We start from the raw sequence: 18,028 nt of genomic DNA, 5'->3' as shown, positions 1-18,028 counted from the left end.
GCCTGTCCTTCTCCATCGACCTGATGGAGGAACTTTGCATGACAGCCATTGCTGATATTCGCGCCCTCGAGGTGCTCGATTCCCGCGGCAATCCCACCGTTCAGGCCGAGGTGCGGCTGGAGAGCGGTGCCGTGGGCACGGCCTGTGCCCCCAGCGGAGCCTCCACCGGTTCCCGCGAGGCCCTCGAGCTGCGTGATGGCGACAAGTCCCGCTATCTGGGCAAGGGCGTGTTGAAGGCCGTGGAGGCCGCCAACGGCGTCATCCGCGAGCGTCTGGTCGGCATGGACGCGCGTGACCAGCGTGCCCTGGACGAGGCCATGCTCGAGCTCGACGGCACCGACAACAAGGCCACCCTGGGCGCCAACGCCATCCTCGCGGTGTCGCTGGCCGCCGCCAAGGCCGCGGCCAACGCCAAGGGCACGCCGCTCTACGCCCACATCGCCGAGCTCTACGGTCAGCCGAGCCGGTTTCGCATGCCGGTGCCGATGATGAACATCCTCAACGGCGGCGAGCATGCCGACAACAACGTCGACATCCAGGAGTTCATGATCCAGCCGGTGGGCGCGCCGAGCTTCCGTGAAGGCCTGCGCATGGGCGCCGAGATCTTCCACGCCCTGAAGAAGGTCCTCGCCGGCCGCGGCCTGTCCACCTCCGTGGGCGACGAGGGCGGCTTCGCGCCGAACCTGGCGTCCAACGCCGAGGCCCTGGCGGTGATCAAGCAGGCGGTGTCCGACGCCGGCTACGAGCTGGGTCGTGACATCACTCTGGCGCTGGACTGCGCCTCCTCCGAGTTCTACAAGGACGGCGTCTACGACCTCTCCGGCGAGGGCAAGCAGTACGACGCCGCCGGCTTCGCCGACTACCTGGCCGACCTCAGCGAGCAGTACCCGATCGTCTCCATCGAGGACGGCATGGACGAGTCCGACTGGGCGGGCTGGAAGGCGCTGACCGACAAGATCGGCGACAAGGTCCAGCTGGTCGGCGACGATCTCTTCGTTACCAACACCCGCATCCTCAAGCGCGGCATCGACGAGCAGATCGGCAACTCGATCCTGATCAAGTTCAACCAGATCGGTTCGCTGTCCGAGACCCTGGACGCGATCAGGATGGCCCAGGACGCCGGCTTCACCGCGGTGATCTCCCACCGCAGCGGCGAGACCGAGGACACCACCATCGCCGACCTGGCCGTGGGCACCGCCGCCGGCCAGATCAAGACCGGCTCGCTGTGCCGCTCCGATCGCGTCGCCAAGTACAACCGCCTTCTAATAATCGAAAGCGAGTTGGCACAGTCGGGAACAGCGTCTCGGTGGAGCGACAGGACTCCCGCCCTTTTTCACTCCCCTCTAATGGGCATGCTATGACACGATTATTGCGCTCCCGGTTTCGCCGCACCAAGATCGTCGCCACTCTCGGCCCCGCCAGCGACCGGGAGGGCGTGCTGGAGCAGATGATCGCCGCCGGCGTCGACGTGGTGCGCCTCAACTTCTCCCACGGCTCGGCGGACGACCATCGCCGCCGGCTAAGCGCGGTGCGCGAGATCGCCGCCCGACAGGGTCGCAGCGTCGCCGCCCTGGGCGACCTGCAGGGGCCGAAGATCCGCATCGCCCGCTTCACCGAGGGCAAGGTCGTGCTCGAGGAAGGCGCGCCCTTCGTCATCGACGTGGCCCTCGACGGCCAGGCCGGCGACGCCAGCCGCGTCGGCTGCGACTATCGCGAGCTGGCCGACGACGTGAGCGCCGGCGACCGCCTGCTGCTCGACGACGGCCGGGTGGTGCTCGACGTCGACCGCGTCGACGGCAGCGCCATCCACACCACGGTGGTGGTGGGCGGCGAGCTGTCCAACAACAAGGGCATCAACAAGCAGGGCGGTGGCCTCTCCGCCCCGGCGCTGACCGACAAGGACAAGGCCGACCTCGAGACCGCCATCGCCATCGGCGTCGACTATCTGGCCGTGTCCTTCCCGCGCAGCGCCGCCGACATGCAGGAAGCCAGAACCCTTCTGGGAGACGCAGGTCGGGAGATCGGCCTGGTGGCCAAGCTCGAGCGCGCCGAGGCGGTGGCCGACGACGCCACGCTCGACGGCATCATCGAGGCCAGCGAGGCGGTGATGGTGGCCCGCGGCGATCTCGGCGTGGAGATCGGCGACGAGGCGCTGATCGGCACCCAGAAGCGCATCATCAAGCACGCCCGCAGCCACAACCGCGCGGTGATCACCGCCACCCAGATGATGGAGTCGATGATCGAGTCGCCCTTGCCGACCCGCGCCGAGGTGTTCGACGTGGCCAACGCGGTGCTCGACGCCACCGACGCGGTGATGCTCTCGGCCGAGACCGCCGCCGGCGACTTCCCGGTCGAGACCGTGGAGGCCATGGCCCGGGTGTGCCTGGGCGCCGAGCGCGAGCGCATCGCCCAGTCCTCCGGCCACCGCATCCACGAGGGCTTCTCGAAGATCGACGAGACCATCGCGCTGTCGGCGATGTACGCCGCCAACCACCTGTCGGGCGTGGCCGCCATCGCCTGCATGACCGCCACCGGCTACACCCCGCTGATCGCCTCGCGCATTCGTTCCGGGCTGCCGATCGTCGGGCTGGCACACAATCCGGTCGCCCAGCGGCGCATGGCGCTGTATCGCGGGGTGATCTCGCTGCCCTTCGACACCAGCGAGATGTCGGCCGCCGAGCTCAACGACCGCGCCATGGCGCTGCTGGTGGGGCAGGGCGTGGCCGAGCCGGGTGATCACGTCATCCTCACCCGCGGCGATCACATGAACGCCCACGGCGGTACTAACACCCTGAAACTCCTGACCGTCAATGATTCACCCAACGGGAACGCATCATGAGCAAGATCGGTTTTATCGGGCTGGGCATCATGGGCCGTCCCATGGCGGGCCACCTGCTGGACGCCGGCCACACACTGACCACCGTCAAGCGCGGCCCCCTGGACGAGACCCTGGCCGGCAAGGGCATGCAGGCGCTCGAGAATCCCAGGGCGGTCGCCGAGGCCTCCGAGGTGATCATCACCATCGTCCCGGACACCCCCGACGTCGAGGAGGTGCTGTTCGGTGAGGGCGGCGTCATCGAGGGGCTGAAGCCCGGCACCCTGGTGATCGACATGAGCTCGATCGCCCCGCTGGGCACCCAGGAGTTCGCCAGGCGCATCCATGAGGCCGGCGGCGAATACGTCGACGCCCCGGTCTCCGGCGGCGAGGGCGGCGCCATCAACGCCGCCCTGACCATCATGGTCGGCGCCACCGAGGAAGGCTTCACCCGCGCCGAGCCGCTGCTCGAGGTGATGGGCAAGACCATCACCCATATCGGCGGCCACGGCGCCGGCCAGACCTGCAAGGTGGCCAACCAGATCGTCGTCGCGCTGACCATCGAGGCCGTCTCCGAGGGCCTGCTGTTCGCCTCCAGGGCCGGCGCCGACGTGTCGAAGGTCCGCGAGTCGCTGCTCGGCGGCCTGGCCCAGTCGAAGATCCTCGACGTGCACGGCCAGCGCATGATCGACCGCAGCTTCGATCCCGGCTTCAAGATCAAGCTGCACCAGAAGGACCTCAACCTGGCGCTGGAAGGCGCGCGCAGCCTCGATCTCGCGCTGCCCGGCACCGCCAACGCCCAGCAGCTGTTCCAGGCCTGCGTCGCCCACGGCGGCGCCGACTGGGACCACGCCGGCATCGCCCGCGCCCTGGAGGCGCTGAGTGACCATCAAATTGAAGCGTGAGCGATGTCCTGTCAGGCGGCCTTTGACACTGCTCTTCCGGGGCGAGGCGAGCTAGAGGGGTGATGAATAACAGCCCCTACCCCTGAACGGGGTGGGGCGATCATCGGGACCGGCAGTGGAGGAATATCGGTGAGAACATCCCGCAGTCGGCTCATCGATGCCGGCCGCCAGGCCCCCTTCTCAGCGCGCGATCCATGCGTCGTTGCTGCCGGAAAGAGGGGGGGGTCAGAAACGCGTTGTCATGCCCATCCACCAGGTCCGGCCGTTTTCCAGCCGCCCATTGTCATTGTCATCGATGCTGGCATCGCCCGCATTGTAGATAGCGCTTTTCAGGGTGATATGCCGATTGAGGGCGTACGTCGCCCCGAGATTCAGAGTCGTGTAAGGGTCGTACTCCACCAGCTCGTCACGCCTTACGATCGCGCTTTCACCGTTGTATTGCGTCGAGGCCCAGAGATCCAGTCGATTCCAGGGCGTCTGCCAATCGGCACGCAGGCCGGCGACATGCTCCGGCGTGCGTGAGAGCGGCTGGCCCGCGAATTCTCCCGATTGGAATTCAGCATCCGTCCACGTATAGCTGGCGGTCATGGACAGCGTCGCATTGATGGTATGTTCCGTGCTGAGTTCGATACCCTGCACACGAGCCTCATCGACGTTGTACCACTCATAGAGGTCGGGCCCGCTCGGATCACCATCCAGCTGCAAGCCTGTGTCGCGCGTCGTGATGCGATCGCGATAGTCCGTATGGAAGGCCGTGGCGGTCAGGGTGCCGTTCAGCGTCTCGTAGCGTACGCCCAGTTCATAGCTGGTGCTTTTCTCTGGCTGGAGATCGGGGTTGCCCGGAGCGACGGCATTACGGCAGCTCCCACCGGTACAGGAGAAGTAGCCGGCGCTCGATTCCCGCAGTTCTGGAGTTCGATAACCGGCAGAGACGCCGCCGTTTAGATACAGGCGGTCGGACAACGCCCAGAGGCCGTAGAGCCGCGGTGTCACCTCGCCACCAAACCTTTCGTCATGGGTATAACGGGCCCCGGTGGTGAGGTCGAAAGAGGGAGCCAGTGTCCAGATATCCTCGGCAAACAGCGCCCATTGAACGTTGCTGAAAGCGTCCTGACGTGTAGACCCAAGCCCTAGGTTCTGGTCCTTGAGTTCGTCTTCCTTCCATTGGCTGCCCAGTGTCAGCTCATGCGCTCCAAGCCAGGCATAATCGGTCGATGCCTTGGCATCCAGAATTGAAGTGGTAATTTCCGGCTCGCGATTGGTGCGCGAGCTGCTGATGCGTTGTCGTGCTTGTTCTTGATAGGCCGAGCCGACCACGTGCCAACGCCCCAGCTGACCGTCGTAACCCAATGAAGCCGAGCGCCGCGGGTTTTCGGTGATCGTGTCATTGCCCGAATCGGTCTCCATGTCGTTCTTGGCGACTTCGAGCGTGAGCTCGTGGTTGAGGGAGGGGGTCCAGGTCAGTCGAGCGTTGAGGTCTTCGATATTCCGCTCGTCCTGCCCGACGCTGCGGCCATCTTCTTCACGCTCAGAGGGGCTGCGGTCCAAGTGGCGGCCCCACACTTGTAGCCCCAGTGTGTTGTCGATCAGCGCGCCGTTCAGGTAGAACGATTGCTGCCGCTGGGAACTGTCTTCGTCGTGTTCTGGCACGGTGGCCTCGACGGTCAGTGATCCCGTCCACTGGCCGGAAGAGGGCTTGGTGATGATGTTGATCACGCCTCCCATTGCATCCGAGCCATAGAGAGACGACATCGGACCGCGAACGATCTCGATGCGTTCGATGGCCGAGGCGGGTGGCATGAAATATTGGTCGACGCCGCCAGACCCGTTGGTGCGCGCAGCACGGGAGTTGAGGCGCTTGCCATCGATCAGGATGAGGGTGTATTCCGCCGGTAGGCCACGCAGGTAGATGTTCTCGGCATCCGCGCCGCCTGACACGGCGACCCCTGGCACGTTGCGGAGTGCATCGGTGAGGTCAACGAAGTTACCTTTTTCGAGTTCTTCGCCGGAGATGACCGTGACGCTAGCCGGCGCCGTCAGCGGATCGGTTTCCACCCCGGCGGCGGTCACGATCATGGGATCGAGCTGCCTGCTGGTGACATCTTCGTCAGCTTGTACTCCTCCGCTTAACGCGGCGGCGGAGAGCAGCAAGGGAAGGCGTTTGAAGGGGGGAGAGCAAGACGGTTTGAACATCTTCGAACGAGTCCCGAGGTAAAGTGAAGGTGGTAGGGAGGTATCGTCGTGGCCGATGTCGTCAGGCCATTATTTTGTTATGGCGAATGGCGCGCCTCACCGTGTCGGCAAGGCGCGTGTCCAGCCTACCGTGAGAGGTCTGTGCGGAAGCGCGCGGCCTGTGCCAGGGCGCACTGTTCCAGTACGGTGAACAGGGCCTCGCCGTCGTTTTCTCGGACAAACGGATGGGGCGCTTCGGGTTGACGTTGCGCGAGGGCCTCCATCATTTCGATCGAGCCGTCGCGCTTGGCATGGTTGGAAATAAAGACGTCGACATCCGCCGCGGTGGACAGGCGTCGCATCTTCGCGGCAGAGGCGGCATAGGCTTCAAAGGTGTCAACGTCAGGGCCGAAGTTGAAACCAGTGCCACCCCACAACATGGCGACGTGAGGTTCGCCATGGTCATAGACGGTGAAAATCGGTGAGATGGTGCCTGGCGTATGTCCCGGAGTGACATGCACGTCCAGGTGGTAGTCGCCGACCTGGAGCGTCTCTCCATCCGAGACGACCCGGCCGGGTGACGGGGGAGGGCCGAAGCGGGGGTGTTCGCCCAGTGTCTCGACCAGATCCCAGTCGGCCTGGGTCATCAAGACCTCGACATCGAGTTTCTCGGCAATGTAATCGGCTCCGCCGTAGTGATCACCATGGCCGTGAGTGACCAGGACCGCTTCTATGGCGGAGGGATCCAGGCCCAGCGTGTCCATGCCGCCGAGGATGTCTTCTCGTGCTTCCTCATCGGTGTTGAGGCCATCGATGAGCAGGTAGCCGTCTTCGTCGCCGTAGAGCCAGGCCGATACCGAATGGTTTCCCAGGAAGAAGAGATTGTCGAAGACCTGCATGGGAGGCAGCGGGTCGACATCGCTTGTCTGGCGCGAGCCATGGTGATGATGCTCATCCCCGGCAGAGCGCTGCCGCTGGGAAGACGTGCGAGGCACATTGACGTTACGCATGTGGCTATCGAGATCGCAGAGAGATGCGTAGCCGGGCCATTGTGTGGCAGCCGCCAGCCCTCGTTCGGCATGATAGGTGGCATCATCACCCATGGCAGATGTCGATAGCAGGGTCACGCTGATGGCCAAGACAAGGGGGGCGTGATGCATAGGTCGCGATTCCATGAAGAGTGGAGAGACAAGGCCCCTTGTATTGGCAGCTTTTCTCTCCAAGAAGAAGACTTTACGTATGGGTGAGAAAATTTATCATTTGTTGATGATGATGGGAAGCTGTCTCGTTTGCAGGGTGTTTTCCTTTCTGCTCAACATGTCCAATTACTGGGACAGGCGGTGTGCTCGCGTCCGAGGCTGCCAGTGAGTCTGCGGCTTTAGGCGAGAGTATTGGACGGCTGTCGCGATAGCCCTGGAAGGACGACGCCCCGGCATGGCCGGGGCGTCGTGAGCGCGGGGAGAGCGGTGTCGATCAGTTCTCGACGCGGCCCAGCAGCAGGAACTCGATCAGCGCCTTCTGGGCATGCAGGCGGTTGCCGGCTTCCTGCCAGACCACGGCACGCGGGTCCTCGAGCAGGGTCTCGCTGATCTCCTCGCCGCGGTGGGCCGGCAGGCAGTGCAGGAACAGCACGTCGTCGGCGGCGCGGTCGAGCATGGCCTCGCTGACCTGGAAGCCGGCGAAGTCGGCCTCGCGCTTGGCCTGCTCTTCTTCCTGGCCCATGGAGGCCCAGACGTCGGTGGTGACCAGATCGGCGCCTTCCACGGCGGCCATGGGGTCGCGGTGGATGCTCACCCGGTCGCCGGCGGCGTCGAGGATGTCCTGACGCGGCTCGTAGCCTTCGGGGCAGACCACGCGAAGGTCGAACTCGAACTGGCGAGCGGCGTTGATCCAGGAGTGACACATGTTGTTGCCGTCGCCGATCCATACCGCCGTGCGGCCGCGCACGCTGCCGCGCAGCTCGGTCCAGGTCATGACGTCGGCCAGCAGCTGGCACGGGTGGTAATCATCGGTCAGCGCGTTGATCACCGGTACGTCGCTGGCGCCGGCGAACTCCTCGAGGCCCTCGTGGGAGAAGGTGCGGATCATCACCGCATCGACCATCTCCGAGAGCACGCGGGCGGTGTCGCCGATCGGCTCGCCGCGGCCCAGCTGGGTGTCGCGCGGCGACAGGAACAGGGCGTGGCCGCCGAACTGGGCCATGGCGGTCTCGAACGACACTCGCGTGCGCGTCGACGACTTCTCGAAGATCATCGCCAGGGTGCGGTTGGCGAACGGGGTGTAGGTTGGGCCGTGGGTCTTCAGGCCGTTCTTGATCGTGATGCCGCGCTGAATCAGGTAGCGCAGCTCTTCCGGACTCAGGTCGAGCAGGGTCAGGAAATGGCGGGTGGCCATGGCGTCACTCCACGGGAAAAAACGACCATCCTAGCCAGCCGGCGGGGGATGCGCAACGCGGCTGGCATCCGTACAATGTCGGCATCGAAGGCCCACCTGCGCACTCGGGTATTATCCTTGGCGCGGCGGCCACCACCGATCCAGAGGGAATGCAGATGAGTACCACCGTCGAGAACATCCAGCGCCAGATCAGCGAAAATCCGATCCTGATCTACATGAAGGGCACCCCCCAGCTGCCGCAGTGCGGCTTCTCGGCCCAGACCGTCCAGGCCCTGATGGCCTGCGGCGAGCGCTTCGCCTTCGTCAACGTGCTGGACAACCCGGACATCCGCGCCGAGCTGCCCAAGGTCGCCAACTGGCCGACCTTCCCGCAGCTGTGGGTCGAGGGCGAGCTGGTCGGCGGCTGCGACATCGTCGTCGAGATGTACCAGAACGGCGAGCTCGAGCCGCTGATCAAGGAAACCGCCGCCAAGCATCAGGACGACGCCGAGCAGTAAGCGCCGAGCGACAAGCGCCGAGCCACAAGAAACCCCCGAAGGTGTTCAGCCTTCGGGGGTTTCTTTTTTTCTATGGGCAATTTGCCGCTTGCCGCTTACGGCTCTTCGATGCCCTGTTCGCGCTGGGCCAGCTGCCAGCCGCCCAGGTCCTTGTAGCGGTTGACCATGGCGCAGAACAGCTCGGCGGTGCGTTCGGTGTCGTAGCGCGCCGAGTGGGCTTCGCTGTTGTCGAACTCGATGCCGGCGGCGCGGCAGGCGCGGGCCAGCACGGTCTGGCCGTAGACCAGGCCGGCCAGCGAGGCGGTGTCGAAGCTCGAGAAGGGGTGGAAGGGATTGCGCTTGACCCCGCAGCGCTCCACCGCGGCGTTCAGGAAGCCGTGGTCGAAGGCGGCGTTGTGGCCCACCAGCACGGCGCGGGTGCAGCCGCTGGCCTTGATCGCCTTGCGCACCGGCCGGAAGATCTCGCCCAGCGCCTCGGACTCGCTGACCGCCACCTGCTGGCGCAGCGGGTCGTCGAGGCGGATGCCGGTGAAGTCCAGGGCGGACTGCTCGACGTTGGCCCCCTCGAAGGGATTGACGTGATAGGCATAGGTGGCGTCGGGCATCAGGTTGCCCTCGGGGTCCATGGTCAGGGTTACGGCGGCGATCTCCAGGATTGCGTCGCCTTGGGCATTGAAGCCGCCGGTTTCCAGGTCCACCACCACGGGCAGGAAACTGCGGAAGCGTTGTGCCATGAGTTCGCGGGCGGCCACCTCGCTCATGCACCTCTCCTTGACTTGGGGTCGGGTTGTCTCGAAACGCGGCAGTCTAGCAGTTTCACCGCGATGCGTCCCGCCGCGCCGGTATTCGCGCCAGGCTCGTCGCGCTATAATCGCCCCTCTACACCGAATAGCTAAAAGGAGCCTCAGCATGTCCGATGTCAAGAAGGTCGTGCTTGCCTATTCCGGCGGCCTGGACACGTCCGTCATCGTCAAGTGGTTGCAGGAAACCTACGACTGCGAAGTGGTGACCTTCACCGCCGACATCGGTCAGGGCGAGGAAGTCGAGCCGGCTCGTGCCAAGGCGGAGGCACTGGGCGTCAAGGAAATCTACATCGAGGACCTGCGCGAGGAATTCGCCCGCGACTACGTCTATCCGATGTTCCGCGCCAACACCATCTACGAAGGCGAGTACCTGCTCGGCACCTCCATCGCGCGCCCGCTGATCGCCAAGCGCCTGATCGAGATCGCCAACCAGACCGGCGCCGACGCCATCTCCCACGGCGCCACCGGCAAGGGCAACGATCAGGTGCGCTTCGAGCTCGGCGCCTACGCGCTGAAGCCGGGCGTCAAGGTGATCGCCCCGTGGCGCGAGTGGGATCTCAACTCCCGCGAGAAGCTGATGGCCTACTGCCAGCAGCACGACATCCCGGTCGACTTCACCAGCCAGAAGAAGAAGTCGCCGTACTCCATGGATGCCAACCTGCTGCACATCTCCTATGAGGGCGGCAACCTCGAGGACCCCTGGACCGAGGCCGAGGAAGACATGTGGCGCTGGAGCGTCTCCCCCGAGGCCGCCCCGGACACCCCGACCTACGTCGAGCTGACCTACGAGAACGGCGACATCGTGGCCATCGACGGCGAACCGATGCGTCCCCACGAGGTCATCTCCAAGCTCAACCAGCTGGGCGGCGACAACGGCATCGGCCGTCTCGACATCGTCGAGAACCGCTACGTGGGCATGAAGTCCCGCGGCTGCTACGAGACCCCGGGGGGCACCATCATGCTGCGCGCCCACCGCGCCATCGAGTCGCTGACCCTGGACCGCGAGGAAGCCCACCTCAAGGACCAGCTGATGCCGAAGTACGCCGAGGTGATCTACAACGGCTACTGGTGGAGCCCGGAGCGTCGTGCCCTGCAGGCCGCCATCGACGAGACCCAGAAGAACGTCTCCGGCGTGGTGCGCATGAAGCTCTACAAGGGCAACGCCACCGTGGCCGGCCGCAAGTCCGACGCCTCGCTGTTCGATGAGTCCATCGCCACCTTCGAGGACGACGCCGGCGCCTACGACCAGAAGGATGCCGAAGGCTTCATCAAGCTCAACGCGCTGCGTCTGCGCATTGCGGCGGGTAAGGGTCGTCAGCAGGACTGATCCAGAAAGCGCCGACGATCGGGTCGGCGTTTTTGATCCAGGAGGCTTCGATGCTGAAGAAACTGCTATCCGGTCTGTTCGGCCAGGGAGACACGTCGCCTGCCGCCGCGCCAGAGGGCGAGCCGGTGTCCTATCAGGGCTACCTGATCGTGCCTCAGTCCGAGGAGGTGGGCGGCCAGTATCGCGTCAGCGGCTGGATCCGCAAGCCCCGCGGCGAAGGGGAGGAGATGCTCGAGCATCGCTTCGAGCGCTCCGACGTGGTGCCCGGGCGCGAGGCCTGCGATGCGCTGATGGTCAGCAAGGCCGAGCGGATGATCGACGAGGTGGGCGACGCCCTGTTCGACGATCGCTGAGCCGATCTCCGGTCCGGCCACAGGCTTCCGAGCGACGGCGCCCCCCAGGGGCGCCGTCTTTTTTTGGTCGGGCATCCGGACAGGGCACCGGATGACTGTTCCCGGTCAATCGGAAAGCACGAGGCGCTTGCTACGCTGGAGGCGATCCCCCCATCGAGAGCTGTCATGCATCTGCTTCACCGTCCTTCTGCCTGGCGCTCGCTGTTTGCCGACGACATCGTGCCCGATGTCGGACGGCTGCCGGCGCTGCTCGCGCCGCTGGCCGAGGCCATCGAGCGTCTGGGGCCGACGCCGGGCCTGGCCGAGGCGCATGCCTGGCAGCGGCATCTGGTGGAGGCGCTGGTGCGCCTCGATCTGCCCGCCTGGCGCATCAGCCAGCTGATCAGCGACCACAATGATGCGCTCTATCGTCGGGCCATCGAGGCGTCACTCGACGCCATGCAGGAGCAGGGCTGGGGCGCGCCGCCGCTGGCGTTCTGCGTGATGACGCTGGGGTCGGCGGCTCGCCATGAGAGCCTGCTGGTGCCGGACCAGGACAATGCCATGGTCATCGCCGACTATCCGGACGCCCGTCATACCCAGATCGATGGGTACTTTCAGGCGCTGGGCGAGCGCTTCACCGCGCGTCTCGACGCCGCCGGCATCCCGCTCTGTCCGGGGCACGTCATGGCGCGCTGGCCGATGTGGCGCAAGCGCCTTTCGGAGTGGCGGGCCCAGCTGGCCATCTGGACCGCCGAGCGGCGGGTCAAGCGCGTGCAGCAGGCCAATATCCTGCTCGATGCTTCACCGGTGTACGGCGATGCCACGCTGGCGAGCGGGCTGATCGATGGGGTGATGCGTCACGTGCCCGTGGCCGGACTGTTTCTCGACGAGATGGCGGCGCTGTTGAACGAGTGTCCGGTGGCGCTCGATCGCTTCGGGCGACTGGCCGGCGGGGGCGAGGGGGCACCGGCCGAGTCGGCGCTGGATCTCAAGCATTGTGGACTGTTGCCGCTGGTCGGCGCCGTGCGCCTGCTGAGCGTGCGACATCGCGTGCGGGCGATGGCCACCCGCGAACGCCTGGCCGCGCTGGTGCTGGCGGGGGCGCTGGACGCGTCGCATGCGGCCGAACTGCGACGGGCGCTGGAGCGGTTGCAGGCGCTGATGCTGACGGCTCAGCGGGATGCCCTGCGTCAGGGCCGCGCCGCCGATGGCTGGATCGACCTCGACGCGCTCGGCGAGGATCAGCGCCTGCTGCTGCGCCATGACCTGGCTCTTATTAGGCGGCTGGTGAAGCGGGCACAGGCGTCGAGCTAGCCGAATCGTCGGGGGCCGCCGGCAGCTCCATCACCAGACAGGCGCCGCCCAGCGTCGGGGCGTCTTCCACCCACAGCCGGCCGCCGAGATGGGCGACGATACCGCGCGAGATCGGCAGGCCCAGCCCGGTGCCCCGGGGGCGGGCGCGGGGCGCGCCGTCGTCCTGGTGCTGGATCTGGTGGAACTTCTCGAACACCCGCTCGCGCTCGGCCTCGGCGATGCCGGGGCCGTTGTCCTCCACGGCCAGCCGAAAACCGCGCTTGTGGCGGGTCAGCGCCAGGCGCACGCGCGGGGCCGCGCCGTCGGCGAACTTGCCGGCGTTGTCGAGCAGGTTGATGATCACCTGTTCCAGCCGGTCGGGGTCGCCGATCACCGGCGCGGCGTCCACCTCGAGGGCCACCTCCAGCGTGATGCCGCGCTCCTCCAGGGGGCGCTGCACCGCCTCGACGCCGTGTCGGGCCAGCTCGGCGAGATCGAGCCGCTCGGGATGCAGCGTCAGGCGGCCGCTCTCGAGGCGGGCCAGGTCGAGAATCTCCTCGATCAGTCGAGACAGCCGCTGGCTCTCGCGTACCACCACCTCGAGGAAGTGCTCGCGCTTGTCGTCGGGCAGGTCGCGATGATCGCGCAGGATCTCGGCGAAGGCGCGGATCGAGGTCAAGGGCGTCCTCAGCTCGTGGCTGACCATGGCCACGAACTCGTCCTTGAGGCGGTCGAGTTCGCGCAGCCGTTCATTGGCCTCGCGCAGCGCCTCGCCGGTGCGCTCGAGCTCGCGGGACTTCTGCTCGAGGCGGCGGTTCATCTCCAGCGTCTCGGAGGTGGTATCGAGCACGCTCAGCAGCGCCGGCAGGTCGAGGGCTTCTCCGCGCACCACCGAGTCGATCAGCACCCGGGCCGAGGCGCTGCCCAGCGCCCCGGCCAGCGCCCGTTCGCCCCGCGCCACCAGCGCCGGCGACGCGGGGTGCCGGTCGTCCTGATCGGGTTCCTCGGCGAAGACTCTGGCGGTGGTGGCCGCGCCCAGATAGCGGTCGAGCAGGGCGCGTAGCTCGCCGCGCGGCGTGTGGCCGGCATGCCCCAGCGAGGCCTGGTCGAGGCGCGGATGCAGCGCCTCGGTGAACAGCGCGGCCTGGGTCTGTTCCAGCGCCGACGGCCGCGTAAACAGCGAGACGCCGACCAGCAGGCCGACATTGGCCACCAGGCTCCACAGCAGCGCATGGGTGTAGATATCCCAGCCTTCCAGGCCGAACAGCGCATAGGGCCGGAGCCAGGCGATGCCGAACGGGCCCTGGGTCAGGAAGCCGGCGTCGAGCCAGCCGGACTGGGCGAAGCCCGGGATCAGCAGCGTCCAGGCCCAGACGATGAAGCCGGCCGTGAGGCCGAGTCCGGCGCCGAGCCGATTGGCGCCGCGCCAGTAGAGGCCGATCAGCAGTGCGGGGGTGAACTGGGCCGCCGCGGCGAAGGACACCAGGCCGATGGTGACCAGGCTGTAGGCGTCACCCACCAGCGCATGGTAGCCGTAGCCCAGCAGCAGGATGGCCAGTATCGCCAGACGCCGCACGCCGAGCATCCAGCCGGCCAGCGCGCCCTGGCCGCCGCGGGGCAGCAGCCGGGCGCGCAGCAGCAGCGGCATCACCAGCTGGTTGCTGACCATGGTGGACAGCGCGATGGTCTCGACGATCATCATGCCCGTGGCCGCCGACAGGCCGCCGATGAAGACCAGCAGCGGCAGCCCCTCGGCGCCGGTGGCCAGCGGCAGCGTCAGCACGAAGCTGTCCGGATCGCCCCCGGCATCGCCCAGCAGGCCGGCCAGGGCGATGGGCAGCACGAACAGGTTGATCGCCAGCAGATACAGCGGAAACAGCCAGGCCGCCCGGATGATGTGTCGCTCGTCGACGTTCTCGACCACCATCACCTGGAACTGGCGTGGCAGGCCGAGGAAGGCCAAAAAGGCCAGGGCGAGGGTGCCCACCCAGCCCAGGGCGCCGCCCGGTACCGCGGCCAGGCCCAGCACCCCGAGCAGGTTCGGGGTCTCGGCGACCCGGGTGAACAGCTCGCCGGGGCCGCGGTAGAGCACGAAGACCGTGAACGCGCCGACCGCCAGGAAGGCCGCCAGCTTGACCAGCGACTCGAAGGCAATGGCGGCGACCATGCCCTCGTGGCGTTCGCTGGCGTCCAGGTGGCGGGTGCCGAACAGGATGATGAACACCGCCAGCACCAGCGCCACCCAGAACGACTTATCGGCCCAGAAGGCGGTGGTCTCCAGGGCCTGGCCGGCCGTTACGGGGTAGTCGACCAGTACCGCGTGACTCAGCGTGATGGCCTTGAGCTGCAGGGCGATGTAGGGCGTGATGCCGATCAGGGCGATCAGCGCCACCAGGGCGCCCAGCCCGGTACTCTTGCCGTAGCGGGCGCTGATGAAATCGGCGATCGACGTGAGGCGCTGGGCGCGGGCGATGCGCACCATCTTGCGCGTCACGAAGGGGGCCAGCAGCATGGCCAGCGTCGGGCCGAGATAGATCAGCAGGAAGCTGGGGCCGGTCTCGGCGGCGCGCCCGACGCTGCCGTAGAAGGTCCAGGCGGTGCAGTAGACGGCGATCGACAGCGCGTAGATGGTGGGGGAGCCGATGATCGATCGGCCTCGTGTGGCGCGCCGGTCGCCCCAGGCGGCGATCAGGAACAGCAGGGCCAGGTAGCCGAAGGCCACGGCCAGCACGGTCCACTCGCCGCGCAGGCTCATTCCCGGCGCCCGCCTTCCAGCAGCCAGGCGGCCAGCCCGATCACCGCGGCCCAGACCAGGAAGACATACAGCGTCAGGGCGCCGGGCCCCAGGCGCTCGGTGACCAGCAGCAGCGGCGGCGTGAACAGCAGCGTCGCCAGAACGATCAGGGCGACCAGGCGCTCCTTGCGGCGTGACGTCATCATGAGGCGCTGGCGTCCTCCCGGTCGAAGGCGCTCGCCTGCAGGGCCAGTACCGCCGCCAGGGTGTCGATGCCCCGGGCCTCGAGGCGCGGCAGCAGGGCCAGCCACAGCTCGGCGGTGACCCGGGCATCCCCCAGGGCGGTGTGGCGGCTGCCCGGCGGGAAGGCGAGTCCGTAGCGTTCGGCCAGGGAATCCAGGTCATGGCCGTCGAGGCTGGGGTCCAGGCCGCGGGAGATCAGCAGGCTGTCCAGCACCGGCATGTCGAGGGAGACGCCGCCGTCCGATGGCTGCAGGGCCAGCAGGTCGAAGGCGGCGTTGTGGGCCAGCAGCACGGCGTCGCCGACGTAGTCGCGAAAGCGCGGCAGGGCGACGGCGGCGGGCGGGGCACCGGCGACGTCGGCGTCGGTGAGCCCATGGATGGCGGTGCTGGCCGGCGGAATCGGCCGGCCGGGATCGATGAGCAGGTCGAAGGTCTCGCTGGCCAGCAGCCGGGCGTTGACGATGCGGCAGGCCCCGATGCTGATCACCCGGTCGCCGCGGCGCAGCTCCAGGCCGGTGGTCTCGGTATCGCAGGCCACGATTTCCAGCGCCCGCAGCGGCCGGGCGGCGAGCTCGGCGTCCGGCGGTGGCAGCTCGGCGATGCCGAAGTCATGAAACTCGGGGCGTGGCGGTGGAGCCGGACGAGGGGCGCCCACTCGCTTCAGCGCCGGCAGGGGCAGCCGCAGGCGGGCGTGAGCGCCGTCTTCATCGGCCAGGCTCCAGGCGTCGCTGGCATGCTGGCGGAGCACCTCGCCGAGGGTCGGGGCCAGCGGCAGGGCCTCGAGGCGTTCGCCTCGCCAGGCCGACAGCTCGCGTTCGCTGAGCGCTGCCCCCTGCCAGCACAGGTCGAGGTAGGCGCGCTGGTTGCCCAGGCAGACCTCGCCGTCGAAGCGGGGCTCGCCGGTGCGCTCGGCCAGCCGGGTCAGCAGCCTGTGCAGGGCCTCGAGCAGCACCGGGGCATCGCCCTTGAGCCAGGCCGGCATGCCGATGGGCGTGAGGGTCGGGCCGCCGGCAGGCAGGCGTTCGACGAGGCCGGCCCAGAGATCGTTGGACCACAGCGGGGACAGGCGCTCGGCCTGGCACTGCTGGGCATCGAGCGTCTCGCCCAGCCGCTCCAGGCCATCGGCCAGCCCGCGCCCTTCCTCCTCGACCACCCCCGACAGGCGCCGGCGCAGGGCGTCGTTATCGGTGCCCGACAGGTGCCCCAGGGCATCGGCGGCGCTGGTCAGACCGGCGCCATGGCGGCGCAGGGCGGGCAGCAGCTCGGCCAGGGCCACACCGGCGCCCAGCTCGTTGTGCCAGCTGGCCGTGGCATCCACCAGCGTCAGCAGGGTCTCGCCCTGGCTCTCGGGGATCCGTCTGAGGGTCGCGCGCAGCCAGCGCTCGCCGCAGGGGACCAGCACGTCCCTGGGCGTCGCGTCCTCGGGCAGCTGGCGCAGGGCCTCCTGCAGGCTGGCGGCGGGCAGCAGGGTGTCGAGTCGCTTGCCGAGCCCCAGCCCGGGGGCATCGGCGAACAGGGCCTCGGCGGCGGGGTTGAACAGCAGGAGCCGGCGATGGCGATCGCAGAGCAGCAGCGGCGTGTCCAGCACCTGCAGCAGGGCCTCGAGCTCCTGGCGAATGCGGGCGGCGCTGCGCGCCCCTTCGGCGCGGGCGTTGCCCAGCCGGGCACGATCGTCGCGCCAGGCCTCGCGGATGCGCACCAGGTCGGGCCCCAGGCCGCGCAGCCAGCCCTCCGGGGGATAGTCGTCTACGGCATCGGGGTTGGCCACCAGGCGTGCCAGCTGCACCTGCAGATGCCGCAGCGGCATGAACAGCCGCCGTTCGAGGATCAGGCCGACCAGGAAGATGGTGCCGCCGCCGGAGAAGCTGCCGGCCCACAGGGCCCCGCGGGCCAGGCCCTCGGGGGCCAGCAGGCCGTCGAGCCACAGGGCGAAGAGTGCGCCGCCCAGCAGGCTCACGCCGCTGAGCAGCAGCCACAGCCCGATCAGGGTCTGGCGGCGAGGCGGACCGGGACGGCGGCGGGTCATGGTTCGCCCTCCCGTCCGGCGTCGCCGAGCAGCCTTTTGACGCGCTCGACCAGCTCGCGGGTCGAGAAGGGCTTGGTGATGTAGTCGTCGGCGCCCAGGGCCAGGCCCTTCTCGCGTTCCACCTCACGCCCGTGGGCGGTGAGCATGATGATCGGGAGGCGGGCGACGTCGGGATCGGCGCGCAGCCGTTCCAGCACATCGAAGCCGCCGATGCCCGGCAGGCTGATGTCGAGCAGCATCAGATCCGGTCGCGTCTCGGACACACGGGCCAGCGCCGTCTCGCCGTCCTCCGCGGTCACCACCTCGAAGCCGGCCTGCTGCATCAGAAACTCCAGCGACAGGACGATATTGGGCTCGTCGTCCACTATCAGCACCTTGCGCATGCCGTCCTCCCCGTGACGCCCGTTGCACGACGCATTAAATCCCTGTTTCTCCAAGTCTAGAGAGGGCTTGTGAGGTGGCAAAGACGACCTTGGGCCAAGCC

At 67.5% G+C, this 18,028-nt stretch carries 15 protein-coding genes; 7 read left to right on the top strand and 8 right to left on the bottom strand.

Annotation, left to right across the window (positions count from 1 at the left end; all coding sequences use genetic code 11):
• The first annotated feature begins 38 nt into the window (after positions 1-38).
• Genes eno through UYS_RS0211115 form a run of 3 tightly spaced genes read left to right on the top strand, consistent with a single transcriptional unit; the run spans position 39 to position 3,720 of the window.
• The gene (gene eno / locus UYS_RS17335) at positions 39-1,361 is read left to right on the top strand and encodes a phosphopyruvate hydratase (protein ID WP_083868130.1); all 1,323 of its coding nucleotides are present in this window, start codon (positions 39-41) and stop codon (positions 1,359-1,361) included.
• The gene (gene pyk / locus UYS_RS0211120) at positions 1,358-2,839 is read left to right on the top strand and encodes a pyruvate kinase (protein ID WP_040478316.1); all 1,482 of its coding nucleotides are present in this window, start codon (positions 1,358-1,360) and stop codon (positions 2,837-2,839) included. Before eno ends, pyk begins: the two co-directional genes overlap by 4 nt.
• Entirely contained in the window at positions 2,836-3,720 is an 885-nt protein-coding gene (locus UYS_RS0211115; protein WP_016855585.1) for a 2-hydroxy-3-oxopropionate reductase, read from the top strand. Before pyk ends, UYS_RS0211115 begins: the two co-directional genes overlap by 4 nt.
• Before the next feature lie 225 nt (positions 3,721-3,945).
• On the opposite strand, the gene UYS_RS0211110 is transcribed toward UYS_RS0211115, so the two are convergent.
• From UYS_RS0211110 to argF, 3 genes are all read right to left on the bottom strand, one after another.
• Entirely contained in the window at positions 3,946-5,913 is a 1,968-nt protein-coding gene (locus UYS_RS0211110) for a TonB-dependent receptor domain-containing protein (protein WP_026068500.1), read from the bottom strand.
• A gap of 125 nt (positions 5,914-6,038) precedes the next feature.
• Positions 6,039-6,995: an MBL fold metallo-hydrolase gene (locus UYS_RS17330; protein WP_192813931.1), complete on the bottom strand. Its 957-nt coding sequence runs from the start codon at positions 6,993-6,995 to the stop codon at positions 6,039-6,041.
• A 370-nt stretch (positions 6,996-7,365) separates the two neighbouring features.
• Positions 7,366-8,286: an ornithine carbamoyltransferase gene (gene argF / locus UYS_RS0211100; RefSeq protein ID WP_016855582.1), complete on the bottom strand. Its 921-nt coding sequence runs from the start codon at positions 8,284-8,286 to the stop codon at positions 7,366-7,368.
• 155 nt (positions 8,287-8,441) lie between these two features.
• Between argF and UYS_RS0211095 the strand changes: the two genes are divergently transcribed.
• A complete protein-coding gene (locus tag UYS_RS0211095) occupies positions 8,442-8,783 on the top strand; it encodes a Grx4 family monothiol glutaredoxin (RefSeq protein WP_016855581.1) in 342 nt (113 codons plus the stop codon).
• Between the two features lie 95 nt (positions 8,784-8,878).
• Here the strand turns inward: UYS_RS0211095 and rnt are convergent, their stop codons facing one another.
• The gene (rnt, locus tag UYS_RS0211090; protein WP_016855580.1) at positions 8,879-9,544 is read right to left on the bottom strand and encodes a ribonuclease T; all 666 of its coding nucleotides are present in this window, start codon (positions 9,542-9,544) and stop codon (positions 8,879-8,881) included.
• Between the two features lie 148 nt (positions 9,545-9,692).
• Between rnt and UYS_RS0211085 the strand changes: the two genes are divergently transcribed.
• The 3 genes from UYS_RS0211085 (at position 9,693) to UYS_RS0211075 (ending at position 12,562) form a co-directional block, all read left to right on the top strand.
• Positions 9,693-10,913: an argininosuccinate synthase gene (locus UYS_RS0211085; RefSeq protein ID WP_016855579.1), complete on the top strand. Its 1,221-nt coding sequence runs from the start codon at positions 9,693-9,695 to the stop codon at positions 10,911-10,913.
• 50 nt (positions 10,914-10,963) lie between these two features.
• On the top strand, positions 10,964-11,266 hold the full coding sequence (locus UYS_RS0211080; RefSeq protein ID WP_016855578.1) for an HlyU family transcriptional regulator: 303 nt from the start codon (positions 10,964-10,966) through the stop codon (positions 11,264-11,266).
• Positions 11,267-11,431: 165 nt separating this feature from the next.
• Positions 11,432-12,562, top strand: a complete 1,131-nt coding sequence (locus UYS_RS0211075; protein ID WP_016855577.1) for a DUF294 nucleotidyltransferase-like domain-containing protein — start codon at positions 11,432-11,434, stop codon at positions 12,560-12,562.
• On the opposite strand, the gene UYS_RS0211070 is transcribed toward UYS_RS0211075, so the two are convergent.
• Genes UYS_RS0211070 through UYS_RS0211055 form a run of 4 tightly spaced genes read right to left on the bottom strand, consistent with a single transcriptional unit; the run spans position 12,525 to position 17,927 of the window.
• A complete protein-coding gene (locus UYS_RS0211070; protein WP_016855576.1) occupies positions 12,525-15,296 on the bottom strand; it encodes an ATP-binding protein in 2,772 nt (923 codons plus the stop codon). The two genes, UYS_RS0211075 and UYS_RS0211070, sit on opposite strands and share 38 nt — an antisense overlap.
• Positions 15,293-15,481, bottom strand: a complete 189-nt coding sequence (locus tag UYS_RS0211065; RefSeq protein WP_016855575.1) for a hypothetical protein — start codon at positions 15,479-15,481, stop codon at positions 15,293-15,295. The genes UYS_RS0211070 and UYS_RS0211065 overlap by 4 nt, the downstream gene beginning before the upstream one ends.
• Positions 15,478-17,544, bottom strand: coding sequence for a 3'-5' exonuclease (locus tag UYS_RS0211060; protein ID WP_016855574.1), 2,067 nt, complete (start codon positions 17,542-17,544; stop codon positions 15,478-15,480). The genes UYS_RS0211065 and UYS_RS0211060 overlap by 4 nt, the downstream gene beginning before the upstream one ends.
• Positions 17,541-17,927: a response regulator transcription factor gene (locus UYS_RS0211055; protein ID WP_016855573.1), complete on the bottom strand. Its 387-nt coding sequence runs from the start codon at positions 17,925-17,927 to the stop codon at positions 17,541-17,543. Before UYS_RS0211055 ends, UYS_RS0211060 begins: the two co-directional genes overlap by 4 nt.
• Positions 17,928-18,028: the final 101 nt, after the last annotated feature.

Origin of the sequence: Halomonas smyrnensis AAD6 (assembly GCF_000265245.1) — a bacterium.
Classification (GTDB): Bacteria; Pseudomonadota; Gammaproteobacteria; order Pseudomonadales; family Halomonadaceae; genus Halomonas; species Halomonas smyrnensis.
The sequence above is the reverse complement of the archived record's forward strand: the minus strand, read 5'-3'. Positions and strand labels throughout refer to the sequence as shown.

Coding starts and splice junctions, on each gene's coding strand:
- eno (WP_083868130.1), top strand. CDS start 39: ATGACAGCCATTGCTGATATTCGCGCCCTCGAGGTGCTCGATTCCCGC.
- pyk (WP_040478316.1), top strand. CDS start 1,358: ATGACACGATTATTGCGCTCCCGGTTTCGCCGCACCAAGATCGTCGCC.
- UYS_RS0211115 (WP_016855585.1), top strand. CDS start 2,836: ATGAGCAAGATCGGTTTTATCGGGCTGGGCATCATGGGCCGTCCCATG.
- UYS_RS0211110 (WP_026068500.1), bottom strand. CDS start 5,913: ATGTTCAAACCGTCTTGCTCTCCCCCCTTCAAACGCCTTCCCTTGCTG.
- UYS_RS17330 (WP_192813931.1), bottom strand. CDS start 6,995: ATGGGTGATGATGCCACCTATCATGCCGAACGAGGGCTGGCGGCTGCC.
- argF (WP_016855582.1), bottom strand. CDS start 8,286: ATGGCCACCCGCCATTTCCTGACCCTGCTCGACCTGAGTCCGGAAGAG.
- UYS_RS0211095 (WP_016855581.1), top strand. CDS start 8,442: ATGAGTACCACCGTCGAGAACATCCAGCGCCAGATCAGCGAAAATCCG.
- rnt (WP_016855580.1), bottom strand. CDS start 9,544: ATGAGCGAGGTGGCCGCCCGCGAACTCATGGCACAACGCTTCCGCAGT.
- UYS_RS0211085 (WP_016855579.1), top strand. CDS start 9,693: ATGTCCGATGTCAAGAAGGTCGTGCTTGCCTATTCCGGCGGCCTGGAC.
- UYS_RS0211080 (WP_016855578.1), top strand. CDS start 10,964: ATGCTGAAGAAACTGCTATCCGGTCTGTTCGGCCAGGGAGACACGTCG.
- UYS_RS0211075 (WP_016855577.1), top strand. CDS start 11,432: ATGCATCTGCTTCACCGTCCTTCTGCCTGGCGCTCGCTGTTTGCCGAC.
- UYS_RS0211070 (WP_016855576.1), bottom strand. CDS start 15,296: ATGAGCCTGCGCGGCGAGTGGACCGTGCTGGCCGTGGCCTTCGGCTAC.
- UYS_RS0211065 (WP_016855575.1), bottom strand. CDS start 15,481: ATGATGACGTCACGCCGCAAGGAGCGCCTGGTCGCCCTGATCGTTCTG.
- UYS_RS0211060 (WP_016855574.1), bottom strand. CDS start 17,544: ATGACCCGCCGCCGTCCCGGTCCGCCTCGCCGCCAGACCCTGATCGGG.
- UYS_RS0211055 (WP_016855573.1), bottom strand. CDS start 17,927: ATGCGCAAGGTGCTGATAGTGGACGACGAGCCCAATATCGTCCTGTCG.